Here is a 16,927-nt window from a genome sequence, read left to right as displayed (position 1 = left end):
CAAAGACCAACGTACTTGTTCCCGTCAAGGCACCCTCATCAAATTCCCGTTAAGCGGCCTTCAGTCCAGAACGTGACTGACTTGACACGGAACAATGACAACTATGACAACTAAGTCCCGCAGGGACGGACAACCACGTCGCACTTACGTACGTAAGCACCTGCTGGGCGCGAAACCCCACCCTGACCCAAAAACTTCGTACTTCCAACTTCTTGCCTCTTACTTCCCCACTTAACCCCTATACGCTTCCCACAGCACCTCCACCGGATGCAGGGCTTTCCTTCCCGTACCGTCGGCGATCTGGTGGCGGCAGCTGGTGCCTGGGGCGGCGATGATGGTCTCCTCGGTGGCTTCTCTTACGGCAGGGAAAAGGACCATCTCCCCAATCTGCATGCTCAATTCGTAATGCTCCTTCTCATACCCAAAAGACCCGGCCATCCCGCAACAGCCCGAAGGAATGGTTTCCACCACATAATTCTCCGGCAGGGATAACAGTTTGTGGCTCCAACTCACGGCAGAAAGTGCTTTCTGATGGCAATGCCCGTGAAGCTTGATGGTCTTGGGCTCGGAGGTGAAATCTTCCGCCTTGATGTTGCCGGCCACTATCTCACGGCCAATGAACTCGTCCAGCATCAGGGTATGGAACTTCAGTTTTTTGGCATCCTCCACCAGGCTTTTGTCCACCAAGCGGGGATATTCATCCCTGAAACTCAAAATCGCTGAAGGCTCAATCCCGATCAAGGGATGCTCCCCGTCCACCAAGGGTCCAAATACCCTCACATTGGCTTCCGCATGCTTTTTGGCTTTGTCCAACAGCCCTTTCGACAGGGCAGACCGCCCGCTTTCCTCATGCTCGGGCAAGACTATCTCATAACCGAGTTTCTTAAGTAGCTGCACAGCCTTGATCCCTATCTCCGTATCGTTGTGGTTGGTAAATTCATCGGCAAAGAGGTAAACCGTCTTGATGGCCTTCTTCTTTCCCGGCAGGGAATCATAATTCTTCTTAAACCATGTCTTCAAACTCACCTTGCTGATCGCAGGCAGTTCCCTCTTTTCGGCCACCCCTAAAATAGTCTTCAGGGCCTTCCCTGTAATTTTATTGTCCAAGAAAAAATTGGACAGCCCGGCCATCTTTCCACCCAAATCATTTAAGGTGGCAATGTTGGCAAAGGCTTTTGACCTGAGCGGAATGCCGTGGGTTTTATGGTATTGATGCAGGAATTCAGCCTTCATGGAGGCCATGTCCACGTTGGAAGGGCACTCAGCGGTGCAGCCCTTGCAGGAAAGGCAGAGATCCAAGGCCTCTTTGATTTCGGGATGGTCAAAAGGATTTGGCTGGGTATCCTTGGTCAAGAACTCGCGCAAAGTATTGGCCCGGCCCCTGGTGGTGTCCTTTTCGTTGCGGGTGGCCTGGTAACTTGGGCACATGGTGCCACCTGAAGCAGGTAGCTTGCGGCAGTCCCCAGACCCGTTGCATTTTTCGGCCATGCGAAGGATGCCCCCTACCTGGCTGAAATCCAGTTCGGTTTTATGCACAGGGGTTTCCATATCTTCTTCGTACCTCAAAAAGGTATTCATGGGAGCAGCGTCCACGATCTTGCCGGGATTGAAAATGTTTTTCGGATCCCAAGTGGATTTTACCCTTCGGAAAAGCTGATAATTGGCCTCTCCTACCATCATGGGAATGAATGGCGCCCTTACGCGCCCATCCCCATGTTCCCCGGAAAGGGAACCGTTATATTTTTTCACCAATTCGGCCGAGGCCTTGGATATCTTGTAAAACTCCTCCCGGTCCTCTTTTTTCTTAAGGTCCAAAATGGGCCTCAAATGTATCTCCCCTGCTCCCGCATGGGCATAATGCACCGGCTCCTGCTTGAAGCCTTCCATGGTGCGGTCAAATTCATCTATGTAATCCGCCAGATCCACAATGTCCACCGCGGTATCCTCCACACAGGCCACCGCTTTTCTGTCTCCTGGGATATTGGCCAGCAGGCCTAGGCCCGCACTTCTCAAAGACCAAGCGCTGGCCGTTCGGTCCGGCTCGATAATAGGATAGGCATATCCGAGTCCAGCTGCCTTCAGGTCATCGACCAAGGCCTTTCCCTTGCCCAGGGCCTCTTCCAGACTCTGCCCCCTAAACTCTATCATCAGCAGGGCCATAGGATCTCCCTCTACGAAATAGCGGTTTTTGCTATACTCAATGCTCTCCTTGGTGCAGTCCAAAATGATTTTATCCATCAGTTCCACCGCCGTGGCCGGATGCTTCATGGCCACTTGGGAGGCCTTCATACTCTGGTGTATGCTCTCAAAATGGGCGGCAACCACAATGTCCACAGGTTCGGGAAGCGGATCCAGACTGATCTTGATCTCGGTGGTAAAAGCGAGAGTCCCCTCCGATCCGGTCAGCAATTTACAAAAATTGAACGGCTGCCCGGAGTCGGCAAACACCTCCGACTCCACCAAATAGTCCAGGGCATAGCCTGTATTTCTGCGGTGGATGGATTTTTTGGGGAAATGCTTATGGATATTCTCCTGGTTCTTTGGATCTGAAAGTTCCTTTTTGACCTGTCTGTAAAGGTCCCCCTCCAAACCGGTCAGGGTACACTTTTCATCAAATGCTTTCTTATCCAGCTGCCCAAATACAGTAGGTTTGCCATCACTTAATAGCACCTTGAGCTCGAGCACTTTTTCCCTGGTGGTGCCATATACGATGGAGGTTGTCCCGGAGGAATTGTTTCCCACCATGCCCCCGATCATAGCCCGGTTGGCTGTGGAAGTGACGGGGCTAAAAAACAGTCCGTGTGGCCTGAGAAAGCGGTTGAGTTCATCCCTCACCACGCCAGGCTGCACGCGTATCCATTTTTCCTCGGCGTTGAACTCGAGGATTTGGGTGAAATGCTTGGAGACATCCACCACTATCCCGTTGCCCACGCATTGTCCGGCCAGGGATGTTCCTGCCGTGCGGGGAATGAGGGAGGTTTGGCAAGCATTGGCAAAATCAATCAGGAGCTGTATGTCCTGTTCGGTCTGTGGAAATGCCACGGCCAAAGGGATTTCGCGGTAAACGGAGGCGTCGGTGGCGTAAAGGGTCTTGGAAAGGGAATCGAATTTCAGCTCCCCCTGCATGCGGGCAGCGAGTTTTTCCAAGTCAGGGATTAGGTTTGATGAACTCATATCCAAAATTAACCAATATCGCAGGACTTAGGGTCACTAGTTTCAGGGAATTTTTCGGATAAGATTTCACGCCACGCCGCAACGAGGGCGCGGCGATCGCAGCGGTTTCTCACTTCGTATTTCGTACTTCGTCATTTCGTACTTTAGCAACGTGGTTGTACGTAAGTTGTTACGTGGTTGTCATGGTTGTCCGTCCCGTGGCCCTGCTACGCAGGTCCGGGACCGTTGTCGTGGTTGTCATTGTTCCGTGTCAGGTCAGCCACGTTCATTACTGAGAGCATCTTAACGGGAACAGCTGAAAGTCCATTAACGACAACAATCACGGCTGTGCTATCGGTAAGGATTAACGTAAGTAATTCTCGGTTCTGCCGAAGGTCCTTTGCTAAGCGCAGCTTTGCAAAGATGCTCGTAAATGTTTCCGTTAAGGTACCTTCAACCCGCCCGTGACTGAAAATAGATAGAACAATGACAACAATGACAACTGATTCCGCGAAGCGGAAGAGACAACCAGTCCCGGTGAGCGGAGCGAACTCGGGACGGACAACCCTGCCGGCCTTGCCTGGGCAGGCGGGCACGCCGCACTTACGCAGGTAAGCTCCTGCTGGGCGCGGACACCCTCACCTTAATCCTCACTTTTTCACATTCACCTTAACGGAATTATAATACAGCTCCGTGAGGCCTTCAAACCCAGAATCAGTACCAAAAATAAGCCATAGGGAACCTTGATCGTCCGTATTGACACGCAAAGGGCGGTTGATGTTTTGGCGGGAGATGAGGGTGTAGGCAAACTCCTCCCCTTCTATGCCTACCGTCCCCATGTCGTACATATCCGCGCCATCGGCGGCCTGGTTGCCTTTGTCGAGATTCATCTGGAGGTAACCGTCGGCATCGGGTTCGGCGAGGGGCTCATAGTTTACCGCCCCGGCCTTGAGGAAGACCGATCCGCCTGGACTGCCCCCAATTCCGAAAGACTCCTCGGGATACTGGCTGGCGAGTTCGATTTCAAAGCTCACCTCATATTGGGTGTTGGGCTGGAGGCCGTTGATTTGGCGTTTGAAAAACATGAAAAGGTCATCGCTCCTGTTGTGCCCCTGAATGAAGAGGGCATTACCCTGCTGGCCCGTTTCCTCGGGAAGCGGTCGGTGGCCGTAATCGAGTTCATAGATATCCTGTCCCTCGGTAGGCAGGTCGGAAAAGCCGCCCTGCCAACCCTCCATGTCCTGTTCAAAAGTATAATTCAGTTCCATCCTCTCCTCCCCCTCCGGCACGGGAGTCTCCGTGCAGCCCACTGCTGCCAATAACATAAATACACCAATCATGCTTTTCATATTGAGTTCTTTAAGCATATGTATCAAAAATTGGGCTAAGGAATTTGGGTACTAAGTACAAAGTACCAGGTACCAAGTACAGTACAACAGCATCGGGTCAGTCACGGAATTAAATGATGAATGTTGAATGATGAATGATGCTTGCCCGCCGGGGCGGGAATGATGAAGTAAATTCTCGTTACACTGATACCCCATCTGAGGAGCGAAGCTCCGAAGGAGGGATACGAAAACAAGAACGGTGAATAACAGAAAAGCCCCCAATCTTCCCCGCAAAGCGTATTGTCCTGCGGTGTACTTGGTACTTGGTACCTAGTACTTGGTACCCATTCGTAAGTACGAAGTTAGAAGTACGAACATGGCAGGGCAGCCACGGGTTGAAATTAAGAATTAAGAATTAAGAATTGAGAATGGAGAATGATGCTTGCCCGCCGGGGCGGGAATGATGAAGTAAATTCTCGTTACACTGATACCCCATCTGAGGAGCGAAGCTCCGAAGGAGGGATACGAAAACAAGAACGGTGAATAACAGAAAAGCCCCCAATCTTCCCCGCAAAGCGTATTGTCCTGCGGTGTACTTGGTACTTGGTACCTAGTACTTGGTACCCATTCGTAAGTACGAAGTTAGAAGTACGAACATGGCAGGGCAGCCACGGGTTGAAATTAAGAATTAAGAATTAAGAATTGAGAATGGAGAATGATGCTTGCCCGCCGGGGCGGGAATGATGAAGTAAATTCTCGTTACACTGATACCCCATCTGAGGAGCGAAGCTCCGAAGGAGGGATACGAAAACAAGAACGGTGAATAACAGAAAAGCCCCCAATCTTCCCCGCAAAGCGTATTGTCCTGCGGTGTACTTGGTACTTGGTACCTAGTACTTGGTACCCATTCGTAAGTACGAAGTTAGAAGTACGAACATGGCAGGGCAGCCACGGGTTGAAATTAAGAATTAAGAATTAAGAATTGAGAATGGAGAATGATGCTTGCCCGCCGGGGCGGGAATGATGAAGTAAATTCTCGTTACACTGATACCCCATCTGAGGAGCGAAGCTCCGAAGGAGGGATACGAAAACAAGAACGGTGAATAACAGAAAAGCCCCCAATCTTCCCCGCAAAACGTATTGTCCTGCGGTGTACTTGGTACTTGGTACCTAGTACTTGGTACCAAGTACTTGGTACCCATTCGTAAGTACGAAGTTAGAAGTACGAGGTACGAAGTGAACATCGGTCAGGGTCAGTCACGGAATTAAATGATGAATGATGAATAATCCACGGTAAAAACCTTTCAGGTCCGATGAAAAAATCAGGAAGACCTGAAAGGTTGTATGTGGTGTTGCGTCGACTCGCGCTAAACCCCTAAACCTCCCGATCCCCGCAGGGATGATCGGGAAATAACCTTCTAAACTGCGGAGTTAATTGATACCCCATCTGAGGAGTGAAGCTCCGAAGGAGAGATACGAAAACAAGAACGGTGAATAACAGAAAAGCCCCAAATCTGCTCCGCAAAGCGAATTGTCCTGCTGTGGTGTACTTGGTACTTGGTACCTAGTACTTGGTACCCATTCGTAAGTACGAAGTTAGAAGTACGAACATGGCTAAGGGCAGCCACGGGTTGAAATTAAGAATTAAGAATTGAGAATGGAGAATGATGAATGGAGAATTGAGAATGATGAATAATGAATAATGAAGTAAAAACACGGTAAAAAGTATAACTTTGCCCACGACCAAAATTGAGAAAAAGAAGCAAATAAAGGTGAGTGAACAGGTAAAGAACAAATTGAAGCTGATAGTCAAGCTGGCCGTGACGGGGCTGGCCATGTGGCTGGTGTCCACCAAGGTGGATCTGGGCGAGGTGGCGGTGGCCATCACCAAGGCCCATCCGGGGTACCTTCTCCTGGCGCTGCTCTTCTTCGTGCTATCCAAGGTGGTCTCGGCGGTCAGACTGAAGTATTTCTTCCGGGAAATCGACGTGCACCTTTCCCATATCTACAACTTCCGCCTTTACCTGATCGGCATGTTCCACAACCTCTACCTTCCCGGCGGTGTGGGCGGGGACGGATACAAGGTTTACCTCCTGAACAAGGAAAGTCAAAAGCCCGTCAAAAAACTAGTCAGCTCCGTACTCTTTGACCGCATCAGCGGTCTGGTGGCCCTTATATTCCTGGCCCTGGTGCTTTCCTATATCAGTTCCATCCGGATGATTTTCAACGAATTTGAAGTTTACGGCCTGATTCTGCTCATTCTAGCCTATCCGGGCTATATCATCATCACCAAAAAGCTTTTCCCCGGGTATCACAAGAACCTCTACAAAACCTCAGCCCTCTCCCTTTTGACGCAAAACATGCAGCTGGTCTGTACTTATTTTCTTCTGAGGAGCTTGGGAGTGGAAAACCAAATTCTTGAATACCAGGCCCTATTCATGCTGGCCTCTATTGCCACCATTGTACCGATTACTTTCGGCGGCATAGGCGTACGTGAGATGGTCTTTATCGCAAGTTACCAAGTCTTGGCCCTTGACAAGGGAATCGGGGTGAGTTTCAGCTTGCTGTTTTTTGCCATCACCGCGTTGGTGTCTTTTTCGGGTGCGTTTCTCAAAGCCACCCCGAAGAAGGAGACGGATGTGGAGACCGCACAGAGTATCCATACCTAGGGGGGTGGTGGTGGTTCCGCGCCCGGCAGGAGATTACCTGCGTAAGAGCTGCGTGGTTGTCCGTCCCGAGTTCGCCTCCCCCGGGAGGTAAACTCTGCTCACCGGGACTGGTTGTCTCTTCCGCTTCGCGGAATCAGTTGTCATTGTTGTCATTGTTCCACCTTAGGTCAGTCACGTCTTGAAATGAAGGCCGCTTAATGGGAACAGGTACGGTGATCTTTTCGAGGCTGCGCCTCGAAAAGGACCTTCGTGTGTACTGAGAGTAACTTACGTACACCCGTCCCGAGAATCCAAACCGTGAATGTTGTCGTCAAACGGCTCTCATCCCGCCCGTGACTGTAAATAGGTAGAACCATGACAACCATGACAACCTAGCCGAGGAGGCGGAGCCGACCAACGGCGGGACAACAGCGCAGCGGACAACCACGTCGCTCACCGTTGGTGTAACGTATCTAGATTCCTCCGCTCCCTCCGGTCGGTTCCCGATTCGCCCTCGAAAGTTTTCGGGGCTGCTCGGGACTAGGCGAAAAGACGAGAAGGGCGAGGTGAAGGCGCCCCTCGGGGCAGACAACACGAGAAAAGTAATGGTCAACGGGAATTTGAGGAGAACTCCTAACCGGAAACAGGCCTTTACACCCAGTTAAGCTTGATGTTATCAATTTTCAGCCTTCTAATGGTCGCTTTTAGCTCAGCTACTTTATCTATGTGTCCGGGGATTTTGGTTTCGTGGGTTTCCACTAAAAGAATACCTATTTTTTTGTAAGTTTCATTTTGGATAAGCTTGTGCAGGATTTCAATCTCGGCACCCTCCACATCCATTTTAAGAATATCCACCGGCTGATCCAAATTGGAAATAAAACTGTCCAGATCGACTGTTTCTATCTCAATGCTGTCTTGTAGGTTAATATTTTTCTTATCCCCAATGATGGAGGAACTGACGGTAAAAGCTGAATTGCCACTTTCCTGTTGGTGCATATGAAAATATAGCTTGGCCACGCTGTTTTGATGGTCAACTGCCTTATTGATCAACTGCATATTTTTTTCATCCTTAAATCGGGTTTGCAGCATTTTATAGGCGATGGGGTCTGGTTCGAAGGCAATGACTGAGGCTTCTTTCTTCAAAAACAGCGCACTGATATCCCCTACATTTGCCCCACAGTCAATTACCAAAGAAAATTGGTTCACTTTTCTTAGTATAGGTATGAGTTTGATGTAACTTATCCAAAAGGCGGCTTTGTTAAGGACTCTACGTTTCAATAGTCCGGTCATGGTGATTGTTGGCTAAATTTTGGGAATGAATTAATCTTTTAATATACCGGAAATTTTGGTAAGCGCCAAATAGAAGTACATAGGACGTTTTACTCCGTAGTGTAGAAGGTTAATCCCGGCGCTGGCGCGCGGCGGGAGGGTTAGGAGTTTAGGTAGCTGAAAGTTGCCACCCCGTATCCCTTGGCGTCGCTAGGATCTATAAACCATAAGCCTTAAACCATAAACCTTAAACCTTAAGCCTAAATTGTATACAGCTCAAATAAAACACCACACAAAAACTCTTCATGCGCATCATGATGCCCAGATTGCCCAGGGAATTGGCGAAGAGGAAGGTGGTGGTGAGGAAGAAGAGCAGGGCGATCCAGTAGATGGGGGGAATGGAGGGGAAACCTGATTTTTTCCAGGTGTACATGCCATACCCGCTCAGCCCAACAAAAAGCAAATTCTCCACAGAGGCCAAATAGGTCTGCAGGTTGTAGGCATCAAAAAACAGGGGACGGAAAAGGTAGGTTCCGAGGCGCTGCAGGAGGTTGTATTGCTGCATGTCCACAGCGGAACCCACTTCGGCCCCGTGCAGGAAATCAAGTTGGAAGTCCATCAGAGTTTTCAATGAGGACCAGCTGAAATCCTCGATCACGAGGTAGCTTGTCAAAATGGGATATAGCAATCCCAGCCCCAACACCCCTACCCCTGCAATCCCGGTTTTCCAGCGCCGGTCAAGGGTAGGTTCCAGGAGGAAGAACAGGAAAACCAGCCCTGCCATCAGGAAACCTATATGCGGTCGGGCAAGAAACAGGAAGCCTAGGGCGAGGGGTAATTGCCAGCCGGAGCTCTTCCAAAACCTCAAGCCAAAAAACACCCAGCCCAAACCCAACAAAGTCAGGGCCTCCTTGCTGAGCCCGGCAGTCCAGAAGTGCATGTTGGGTAGGAAGAGGACCAGCCACCAGTTTCGGGAAAGGAAGCTGCCCGGTTTGTCATTTGGGATTGGGCTCTGGAACAGGGCCAGGTAAAGCAGTTTCACCCCCCTAAAACCCATGAGCCCGTAAATAAGATTCATCCCCAGAAAGGACCAGCCCCAGTGGTGGGGCCAGAAGTTGAGCCATTGCACAAACCTGGTGCTCAGCCCGAAATAGTCCATCCAGCGTTCGCTTGGGGCATCCATCACGTTGGTGCTGAGCTGCCAGTAGGCCAGGGCATCCCCGCCGTGCTTCAGGATGAAGTAGGTGAAAACGAAGGTAAACACCAGATGATACCCCATCAAAGCATGCAGCACCCTCCGCTCCTGCTGCGGGCGGGAGTGGTTGGTATAGGTGGTGCGCCCATAGGCAAGCGCTATGATTAGGGGTTCAATCATGTACAATTATAGGGAAAAATTGTCGGATGTTTCACGGATATAATGCCCCCTTCGAAGCTACAGTCCCGAGTAGCGCAGTGGATCGGGAGGGATTAAGGGGGATGTCGAGACGTGAACAATTCCCCCTTTAAAGGGGGTTAGGGGGATGTCGGGACGAGGATCTTTATCCCCGTTACACATCCCCCCTGCCCCCCTTCCAAGGGGGAGTTATTTACGGTGCCCCCTCAAAGGGGGAGTTGTTTACGGGGGGGAGCAAGGACATTACCTTCCATGCAATTCTTCAATTTTATTCCAAATAATATCCAGGCAAGCATTCATATCCCTTTTTACAAAGGAATCATTCAACCTTAGGAACCTTACTCCCATCATTTCCAAGATCCGCTGTCTTCGGGTATCATTTACAGCCACTTCCTCATATTCGTGAGTATTTCCATCTATTTCTATTGCCAACATTAATTCATGGCAATAAAAATCCACTATGAAATTATCAATGGGAACCTGTCGGTGGAATTCCACGCCCAACGCTTTGTTCTTAATCTGGATCCAGAGCAGTACCTCGGACAAAGTACTGTTCTTTCTGAGCTCTCTTGCCAGGGCTTTAAGTTTCGGGTTGTAGGGAAGAATTCTATTTTTCATATTTAAAAAGTTTACTTCCGAGAACAATTCTCTCAGCCGCACTCAATTCCCCCTTCGAAGCTACAGTCCCGAGTAGCGCAGTGGATCGGCAGGGGATTAAGGGGGATGTCGGGACGAGAATAATAATCCACTTTATTACCGTTACACATCCCCCCTGCCCCCCTTCCAAGGGGGAGTTATTTACGGTGCCCCCTCAAAGGGGGAGTTGTTTACGGGGGGGAGCAAGGACATTACCTTCCATGCAATTCTTCAATTTTATTCCAAATAATATCCAGGCAAGCATTCATATCCCTTTTTACAAAGGAATCATTCAACCTTAGGAACCTTACTCCCATCATTTCCAAGATCCGCTGTCTTCGGGTATCATTTACAGCCACTTCCTCATATTCGTGAGTATTTCCATCTATTTCTATTGCCAACATTAATTCATGGCAATAAAAATCCACTATGAAATTATCAATGGGAACCTGTCGGTGGAATTCCACGCCCAACGCTTTGTTCTTAATCTGGATCCAGAGCAGTACCTCGGACAAAGTACTGTTCTTTCTGAGCTCTCTTGCCAGGGCTTTAAGTTTCGGGTTGTAGGGAAGAATTCTATTTTTCATATTTAAAAAGTTTACTTCCGAGAACAATTCTCTCAGCCGCACTCAATTCCCCCTTCGAAGCTACAGTCCCGAGTAGCGCAGTGGATCGGCAGGGGATTAAGGGGGATGTCGGGACGAGAATAATAATCCACTTTATTACCGTTACACATCCCCCCTGCCCCCCTTCCAAGGGGGAGTTATTTACGGTGCCCCCTCAAAGGGGGAGTTGTTTACGGTGGCCCATAAAGAGGGCAACCACTACATTTATTTCTTCCCGGTCAGGGTACCCATAAAACTCCTGGTCAGCTCCCTGAAAATGGTTCTTCCGATCTGCCGAACCATGGTGTTTTTGCTGATCTGCTCGGCCATGGATTCTTTCTTCTTTGGCCGGGAGCTGCTGGGCTGGGACCGGGACGGCTGGGGCTGGCTCTGCTGTTGCTCCTTCTCTCTTTGGGCGGCCTCCTCGGCACGGAGGATCTTTTGGTCCAGGATTTCTTTGGCGCTTTCACGGTCCAGAGACTGGTTGTATTTGCCCACAAGTTCCGAATTCCTTACCTCCTCCTCTATTTCCCCATCAGAGAGAATGTCCATCCTGGAAACAGGCGCCCGCAAAAGCGTATGCACCAGGGGTGCCGGGTGGCCTTTTTCACTCAGGGCCGTAATCAGGGCCTCCCCCGTGCCCATGGCCGTGAGGATATCCTTGGTGTCGTAAAAGGCAGAAATCGGATAGTTTTCCGCCGTTTTGGTGATGGCTTTCCTGTCCTTGGCCGTAAAAGCCCGAAGGGAATGCTGTACCTTCAGGCCAAGCTGCCCCAGCACCGAATCGGGCACATCCGTCGGGGACTGGGTACAGAAAAACACCCCCACCCCCTTGGAGCGGATGAGTTTGACGATGGACTCAATCATCTGGACAAGGTCCCTGGAGGCATGGGCAAACACCAAATGGGCCTCATCAATAAACAGACAAAGCCTTGGTTTGTCCTGGTCTCCCACCTCGGGAAAGGTCTCATATATTTCGGAAAGCAGACTCAGCATAAAAGTGGAAAAAAGCTTCCGCCGGTTCTGTATATCGGTCAGCCTGATGATGGACAAAACCCCTTTTCCATCCCTGACACGCACAAAATCCTCCACCTCAAAGGATCGTTCCCCGAAAAACTCCTCCGCACCGTGCTGCTCCAGCTCAATGATCTTGCGCATGATGGTATTCACCGTGGCGCCCGAGACCGCGCCGTATTCCTTTGTGATTTCCTCTTTACCCTCATTGATAACATATTGAAGCACCTTTTTGAGGTCGCGCAAATCCAGCAGGGGAAGATGGTGGGTGTCACAATACCTAAAAGTCAGGGCGATCACCCCCTGCTGGGTGGCATTGAGCTCAAGGATCTGGGAAATCAAAACGGGACCGAACTCGGAAACCGTGGCCCGGAGCTTTACGCCCCTCTCCTTGCTGATAGTCATAAATTCTACCGGCAAGCCCGTGGCCTCAAAAGGCACCCCAACAGCCCCGCTTCTCCAAACAATATGATCGTTGCTGGCTCCCGGTCGGGCCAAACCGGAAAGATCACCTTTCAGGTCCATGAGCACACAGGGGACACCTTTTAGGGAAAGCTGTTCGGCGATCACCTGAAGGGTTTTGGTTTTGCCCGTGCCGGTGGCACCGGCGATGAGTCCGTGCCGGTTGAGCGTCTTGAGCGGGATCTTCACCTGGGTATCAGGCACCGCCTCCCCCCCCAGCATCCCCCCTCCGATCACAAAATAATCCCCTTTGGTGGAATAGCCTTGCTGAATATGCTGATGGAATTGTTGAGATTGATCCATGGTTTTTGTTGTACCAAGTACTAAGTACCAGGTACCAAGTACTTTTTGCCATTGAGGTTGTTCTTAGCCCTCTTATGTTTTAAATATTTCCATTGTCCTTACTACTTACCGGAGTCCTTTTCTCCGTGCCCTCAGCTTCTCTGCGGTTATTTCCCCCGGTCTTCGGTCTTCGGTCTCCGGTCTATAAGTTCTGTCGTACCAAGTACTATGTACCAAGTACTTCTTCTTTTCTCCGTGCCCTCTGGTCCTCTGTGGTTTTTTTCACTTCTGTGGTTATTTTTCCATTTCGCACCTGTTTGCTTTGCGGTTTCCCCCTTCAGTTCCCAGTCTCACACCTACTTTCCAAAGCCTTTCAAAAACCCTCCTACTTTATCCTTCACCGAACCCATTGCAGCCCCGCCGAGCAATTTGGTGAGATCGGCTTTGTCCACTTTGCCGCCGGTTTGGCCGGTGAACTTATTCAGGATAAATGGCAGGGCAAAACCTGTCATCTGTTCGGCAATGCCGTCGGGGAGCCCCAGTTTCTTGACATAATCCCCGGTCAGGTTATTGGCCATGTTGGCAAAAACAGTGTTTCCGGCCGCCCCGCTACCCTTGTTCAGCACCGAGAGTAACCCGTCAACATTTCCTTTGGTGAACTCACTGACCACAGAACCCTGAAGGGATTCCTTGGTCGTCTCCACCGCCTTCCCCGCCTGGTCGGCATTCAGCCCAAACTGGCTGGTGAATTTCCCCAGCAGCTCGGGACTCACTTGTTGTATCAATTTGTATATCATAGTGTTAGCTGTTTAATAGGTAATGAATTCAGGGGGAGAAAGTTTTGGGTTTTGTGGGTTATTTTTGGATTTCCGCGCCCAGCAGGAGAATTACTTACGAATGAAAAGACGTTCCCGCCTGCCCAGGCAAGGCCGGCAGGGTTGTCCGTCCCGTGTTCGCTCCGCTCACCGGGACTGGTTGTCCCTTCCGCCACGGCGGACTCGGTTGTCATAGTTGTCATTGTTCCACCTTAAGTCAGTCACGTCTTGGACCGAAGGCCGCATAATGGGAATTTGATGAGGGTCTTTTAACGGGAACAGGTACGGTGGTCTTTGCAAAGCTGCGCTTGCAAAGGAAATTCGTAAGTAACTTATGTACACCCTTCCCGAGAATACAACCCGTGAATGTTGTCGTTAAGCGACTTTCAGCAGTAAACGTGGCTGGCCTGACATGGAACAATGACAACCATGACAACTTAGCCGGGGAGGCGCAGCCGACCAATGGCGGGACAACAGCACAGCGGACAACCACGAAGCTAACCGAAGGTTGTACGTGTCTAGATTTCTCCCCGCCACGGCGGGCAAGCACTCCCTCCGGTCGGTTCCCGATTCGCCCTCGAAAGTTTTCGGGGCTGCTCGGGACTAGGCGAAATGACGAAAGAGGTTTCGCTTCTTGGCGTCCTTTGCGGTTCCAATTGTGCCTCAGCCACGAAATCACGCATGTTGCGGGACTGCATGGCGAAGGATTCGTGGAGGAATTGGAAATGCTGGAGGATGGCCTCGAGGTCGCGGAGGTTTTGCTGGGGGTGGTGGCCAAAGTTGTGGGGATGCCACCAGAGGTGGTAGGTTTCGCCAAACCTGGCCGCACGGGTCATTTCGAGGATGATGCGGGAAAGCCTCCAATGGTTCAGAATCCCCCTGCCCGGATGGTGGGGACGGAAGAAGCGGCTGGCGGGCAGCTGAAGAGGCAAAGCCGGATGGCTGGGGCAGAAATCCGGCACATAGCTGTTCCTGCCCCCTATGGGAAACAGGGTGTCTGCCGTGCGGAATGCCTTTTTTGCCCAGGTTTCCCGGTAGGTATCCTGCCAGAACCAGTCCTTGGGGTTGCTCCGCACGCAGGTAAAGCCCTCCTCGGCACAAACGGGCAGATAAAACTCATTGAGCTGGTTGCGGGGGAAGACCAGGGAGGTGAGGTCAAGGCCAAACTTGTCCATGGCAATCCTTTTGGCGGCCTGCAGGTCCGCCCTAAACTGTTGGGCCGTTTGACCGGGTTCGCAACCGTAATAATGGGAAAAGGTATGGCTGCCCAGTTCCTGGCCGGGAACGGCAATAATTTGCTCAACCATCTGAGGAGCAAACAGGAATTCCTTCGGGAAGTCATGGGAAAGAAACCAGGCGTAGGCGGAGTACTTGGATTTGGTATATAGGGGGAGTTCGTCGGGCATGTAGGTCCGCCACTCCTTTACGTTTTCGGCCATGAGCATGCCCACGGTTGCCCAGGTGGCACGGATACCGTATCGCTCGAAAAGCCCGAGGATATGGGGGATGTTTTCCAGGGTATTACGGTAGTACTGGTCAGCTCTCCGGCCGGCCACCTTCTCAAACCGCCCCCAGTGCAGTTCAAAATCCAATGAAACGACAAATTGCCCTGAGGAATCCATATATGACCTGTGAAAAAGTTTATATTACGTAGGTAAAATAGGGATAAATTTGGGAAATACAAATATAGAGGGGGAAAAAGAATGGGGATGGAAGAATGGAGACCGAAGACGGGAGACGGGAGACGGGAGACCGAAGATGGGAGACCGGGGAGTAGATGGTTGGTGGTTTAGGAGGTTATTTCCCGATCATCCCTTCGGGGATCGGGAAGTTTAGGAGTTTAGGCGCAAAGCGTCGCCAGGGGGATGCGGGGGCAACCTTCATCTGCCTTCTTCTGCCTTCATCCCTAAACTTCTAAACCTCCCGCCGCGCGATAGCGCCGGGAAGTAACCTCCTAAACTTCCAAATTAATCCCTAATGCAAATGCATATTGCTCAATGGAGGTTTGGAGGCCGAAGAGGGATTGGGTATTGGGGGTGGGGATTCTGTTTGGGGAGGTTGGGAGGTTTTGGATCCAGTGGATTGCTTCGGAGATGCGGTTGAGGTTATTGTGATCGTAGAGGTGGGCTTGGGGGATGTTTTGGAGGAGGGATTCGACCCTAATTAAGTAGCGCTTTTCAGCTCTAACCTTTCCTTTATTTTCATTAACCTTATGATCTTTTTTATTTTTTGTTCCTTTAAAAAACTATAATAAGAAAACAGTAAAAAGAACAAAAAGTAAATAAACGTCATGTTTTTCATCCTAACCATAATTCCAAAATTACTCATAGATCCAGCAAATGCCAGGGACGCTATTACAAATGTTATTAACATAATTTTGATGGCGTTGGGAGAGTTTTTATAGGTTTTAATTAAATTGGTTTTCATCCCAATGTGAATAGCCAAAAATAAGCATATAAAATTTTCAATTGAATTTAAGAAACTGGAGAAGTTATGTGCATCAAAAAACAAAGGCCGAAACAAAAATGTAAATACCTTTAAGGGATATGGGTACCCCGACATATCCACAAATGAACGCCCATAACTTAAATTTCCACTTGTGGTATTAAACAGTGCATCAATATTCTCTGTGCTCAATTCATCAATTTTCAAAAACTTCAATACCTCTCCATAAATTAAAACAAATCCAAAGACAGCAATGGTGAAAAAGATAATCTTGTAGGAGAAGTGCAACTTACTGTCCAATAATAACATCATGGAGGCGGAAAAAAGAATCACAAAGGCCATGTGAGGCCTTACGTGATAGATTAACAATGAGCTAATTGCCACTAAAACCACATATTTCCTTAGATCCCTAATGCCATAGAAGAACATTACCATAAAGAGGAAAATCAGAGAGTCCTTGCCTATGCCCGAGGACCAAAAATGTAAACTCGGCAATAATAGGATTCCGGGCCATATGCCAATCCCCAGTATCCGCATCTTTATTTTTTCTTTGAAAAAACCCTCACCAATTAAAAACAACAAGATAAATGCCCATGAAGAGACGCTGGAATAAAGAAATGTTCCTGTCCAGAAATCCAGTCCTAGAACACGTGAGAAAGGATAGTTTAAGAAAAACACAAAATAATTATGTGTGCCGTATGCATCAAACCACGACTCAAAATTGAATTGTCTAAACTTATCTCCAAGATTCCAATAAAAACTGGTATCGGTACCATAAGCAAACCAGCCATAGTAGAAGCCCATCAAGACATGATAATGATAGAGTAATATAGAAAAGTTAAGGCCTCTTACGCCCGTTCTCGGTTTCACAAACTCA

General features: G+C 49.7%; 13 protein-coding genes. 3 read left to right on the top strand and 10 right to left on the bottom strand.

Annotated elements, in window-relative coordinates; translation table 11 throughout:
• Nucleotides 1–231: 231 nt before the first annotated feature.
• A complete protein-coding gene (locus KI659_RS16490) occupies nt 232–3,174 on the bottom strand; it encodes an FAD-binding and (Fe-S)-binding domain-containing protein (protein WP_213946477.1) in 2,943 nt (980 codons plus the stop codon).
• 629 nt (nt 3,175–3,803) lie between these two features.
• A complete protein-coding gene (locus KI659_RS16485) occupies nt 3,804–4,502 on the bottom strand; it encodes a hypothetical protein (protein ID WP_213946476.1) in 699 nt (232 codons plus the stop codon).
• Nucleotides 4,503–6,214: 1,712 nt separating this feature from the next.
• Between KI659_RS16485 and KI659_RS16480 the strand changes: the two genes are divergently transcribed.
• Complete coding sequence (locus tag KI659_RS16480) at nt 6,215–7,150, top strand: lysylphosphatidylglycerol synthase transmembrane domain-containing protein (protein ID WP_213946475.1); 936 nt, start codon at nt 6,215–6,217, stop codon at nt 7,148–7,150.
• A gap of 630 nt (nt 7,151–7,780) precedes the next feature.
• On the opposite strand, the gene KI659_RS16475 is transcribed toward KI659_RS16480, so the two are convergent.
• The 7 genes from KI659_RS16475 to KI659_RS16445 all read right to left on the bottom strand — a co-directional run bounded on the left by KI659_RS16475 (nt 7,781) and on the right by KI659_RS16445 (nt 15,227).
• Nucleotides 7,781–8,419, bottom strand: a complete 639-nt coding sequence (locus KI659_RS16475; RefSeq protein WP_213946474.1) for an FkbM family methyltransferase — start codon at nt 8,417–8,419, stop codon at nt 7,781–7,783.
• A 226-nt stretch (nt 8,420–8,645) separates the two neighbouring features.
• Nucleotides 8,646–9,773: a hypothetical protein gene (locus KI659_RS16470; protein ID WP_213946473.1), complete on the bottom strand. Its 1,128-nt coding sequence runs from the start codon at nt 9,771–9,773 to the stop codon at nt 8,646–8,648.
• Nucleotides 9,774–10,034: 261 nt separating this feature from the next.
• The gene (locus tag KI659_RS16465) at nt 10,035–10,409 is read right to left on the bottom strand and encodes an endonuclease domain-containing protein (protein ID WP_213946472.1); all 375 of its coding nucleotides are present in this window, start codon (nt 10,407–10,409) and stop codon (nt 10,035–10,037) included.
• 230 nt (nt 10,410–10,639) lie between these two features.
• Nucleotides 10,640–11,014: an endonuclease domain-containing protein gene (locus tag KI659_RS16460; RefSeq protein ID WP_213946472.1), complete on the bottom strand. Its 375-nt coding sequence runs from the start codon at nt 11,012–11,014 to the stop codon at nt 10,640–10,642.
• 243 nt (nt 11,015–11,257) lie between these two features.
• Complete coding sequence (locus tag KI659_RS16455; RefSeq protein ID WP_213946471.1) at nt 11,258–12,811, bottom strand: helicase HerA-like domain-containing protein; 1,554 nt, start codon at nt 12,809–12,811, stop codon at nt 11,258–11,260.
• A gap of 335 nt (nt 12,812–13,146) precedes the next feature.
• Nucleotides 13,147–13,587: a DUF937 domain-containing protein gene (locus KI659_RS16450; protein WP_213946470.1), complete on the bottom strand. Its 441-nt coding sequence runs from the start codon at nt 13,585–13,587 to the stop codon at nt 13,147–13,149.
• A gap of 536 nt (nt 13,588–14,123) precedes the next feature.
• Entirely contained in the window at nt 14,124–15,227 is a 1,104-nt protein-coding gene (locus tag KI659_RS16445) for a polysaccharide deacetylase family protein (protein ID WP_213946469.1), read from the bottom strand.
• Between the two features lie 49 nt (nt 15,228–15,276).
• Here KI659_RS16445 and KI659_RS16440 point away from each other — a divergent pair, with 49 nt between their 5' ends.
• Together KI659_RS16440 and KI659_RS16435 are read left to right on the top strand one after the other, a co-directional pair.
• On the top strand, nt 15,277–15,441 hold the full coding sequence (locus KI659_RS16440; protein ID WP_213946468.1) for a hypothetical protein: 165 nt from the start codon (nt 15,277–15,279) through the stop codon (nt 15,439–15,441).
• Between the two features lie 154 nt (nt 15,442–15,595).
• Nucleotides 15,596–15,772, top strand: coding sequence for a hypothetical protein (locus KI659_RS16435; RefSeq protein WP_213946467.1), 177 nt, complete (start codon nt 15,596–15,598; stop codon nt 15,770–15,772).
• Here the strand turns inward: KI659_RS16435 and KI659_RS16430 are convergent.
• Complete coding sequence (locus KI659_RS16430; RefSeq protein ID WP_317195984.1) at nt 15,769–16,920, bottom strand: hypothetical protein; 1,152 nt, start codon at nt 16,918–16,920, stop codon at nt 15,769–15,771. The genes KI659_RS16435 and KI659_RS16430 overlap by 4 nt on opposite strands.
• Nucleotides 16,921–16,927: the final 7 nt, after the last annotated feature.

It is taken from the genome of Litoribacter ruber (assembly GCF_018449405.1).
Taxonomy (GTDB): domain Bacteria; phylum Bacteroidota; class Bacteroidia; order Cytophagales; family Cyclobacteriaceae; genus Litoribacter; species Litoribacter ruber.
Note: the sequence above shows the minus strand (reverse complement) of the source record. Positions and strands in the feature narration are given on the sequence as shown.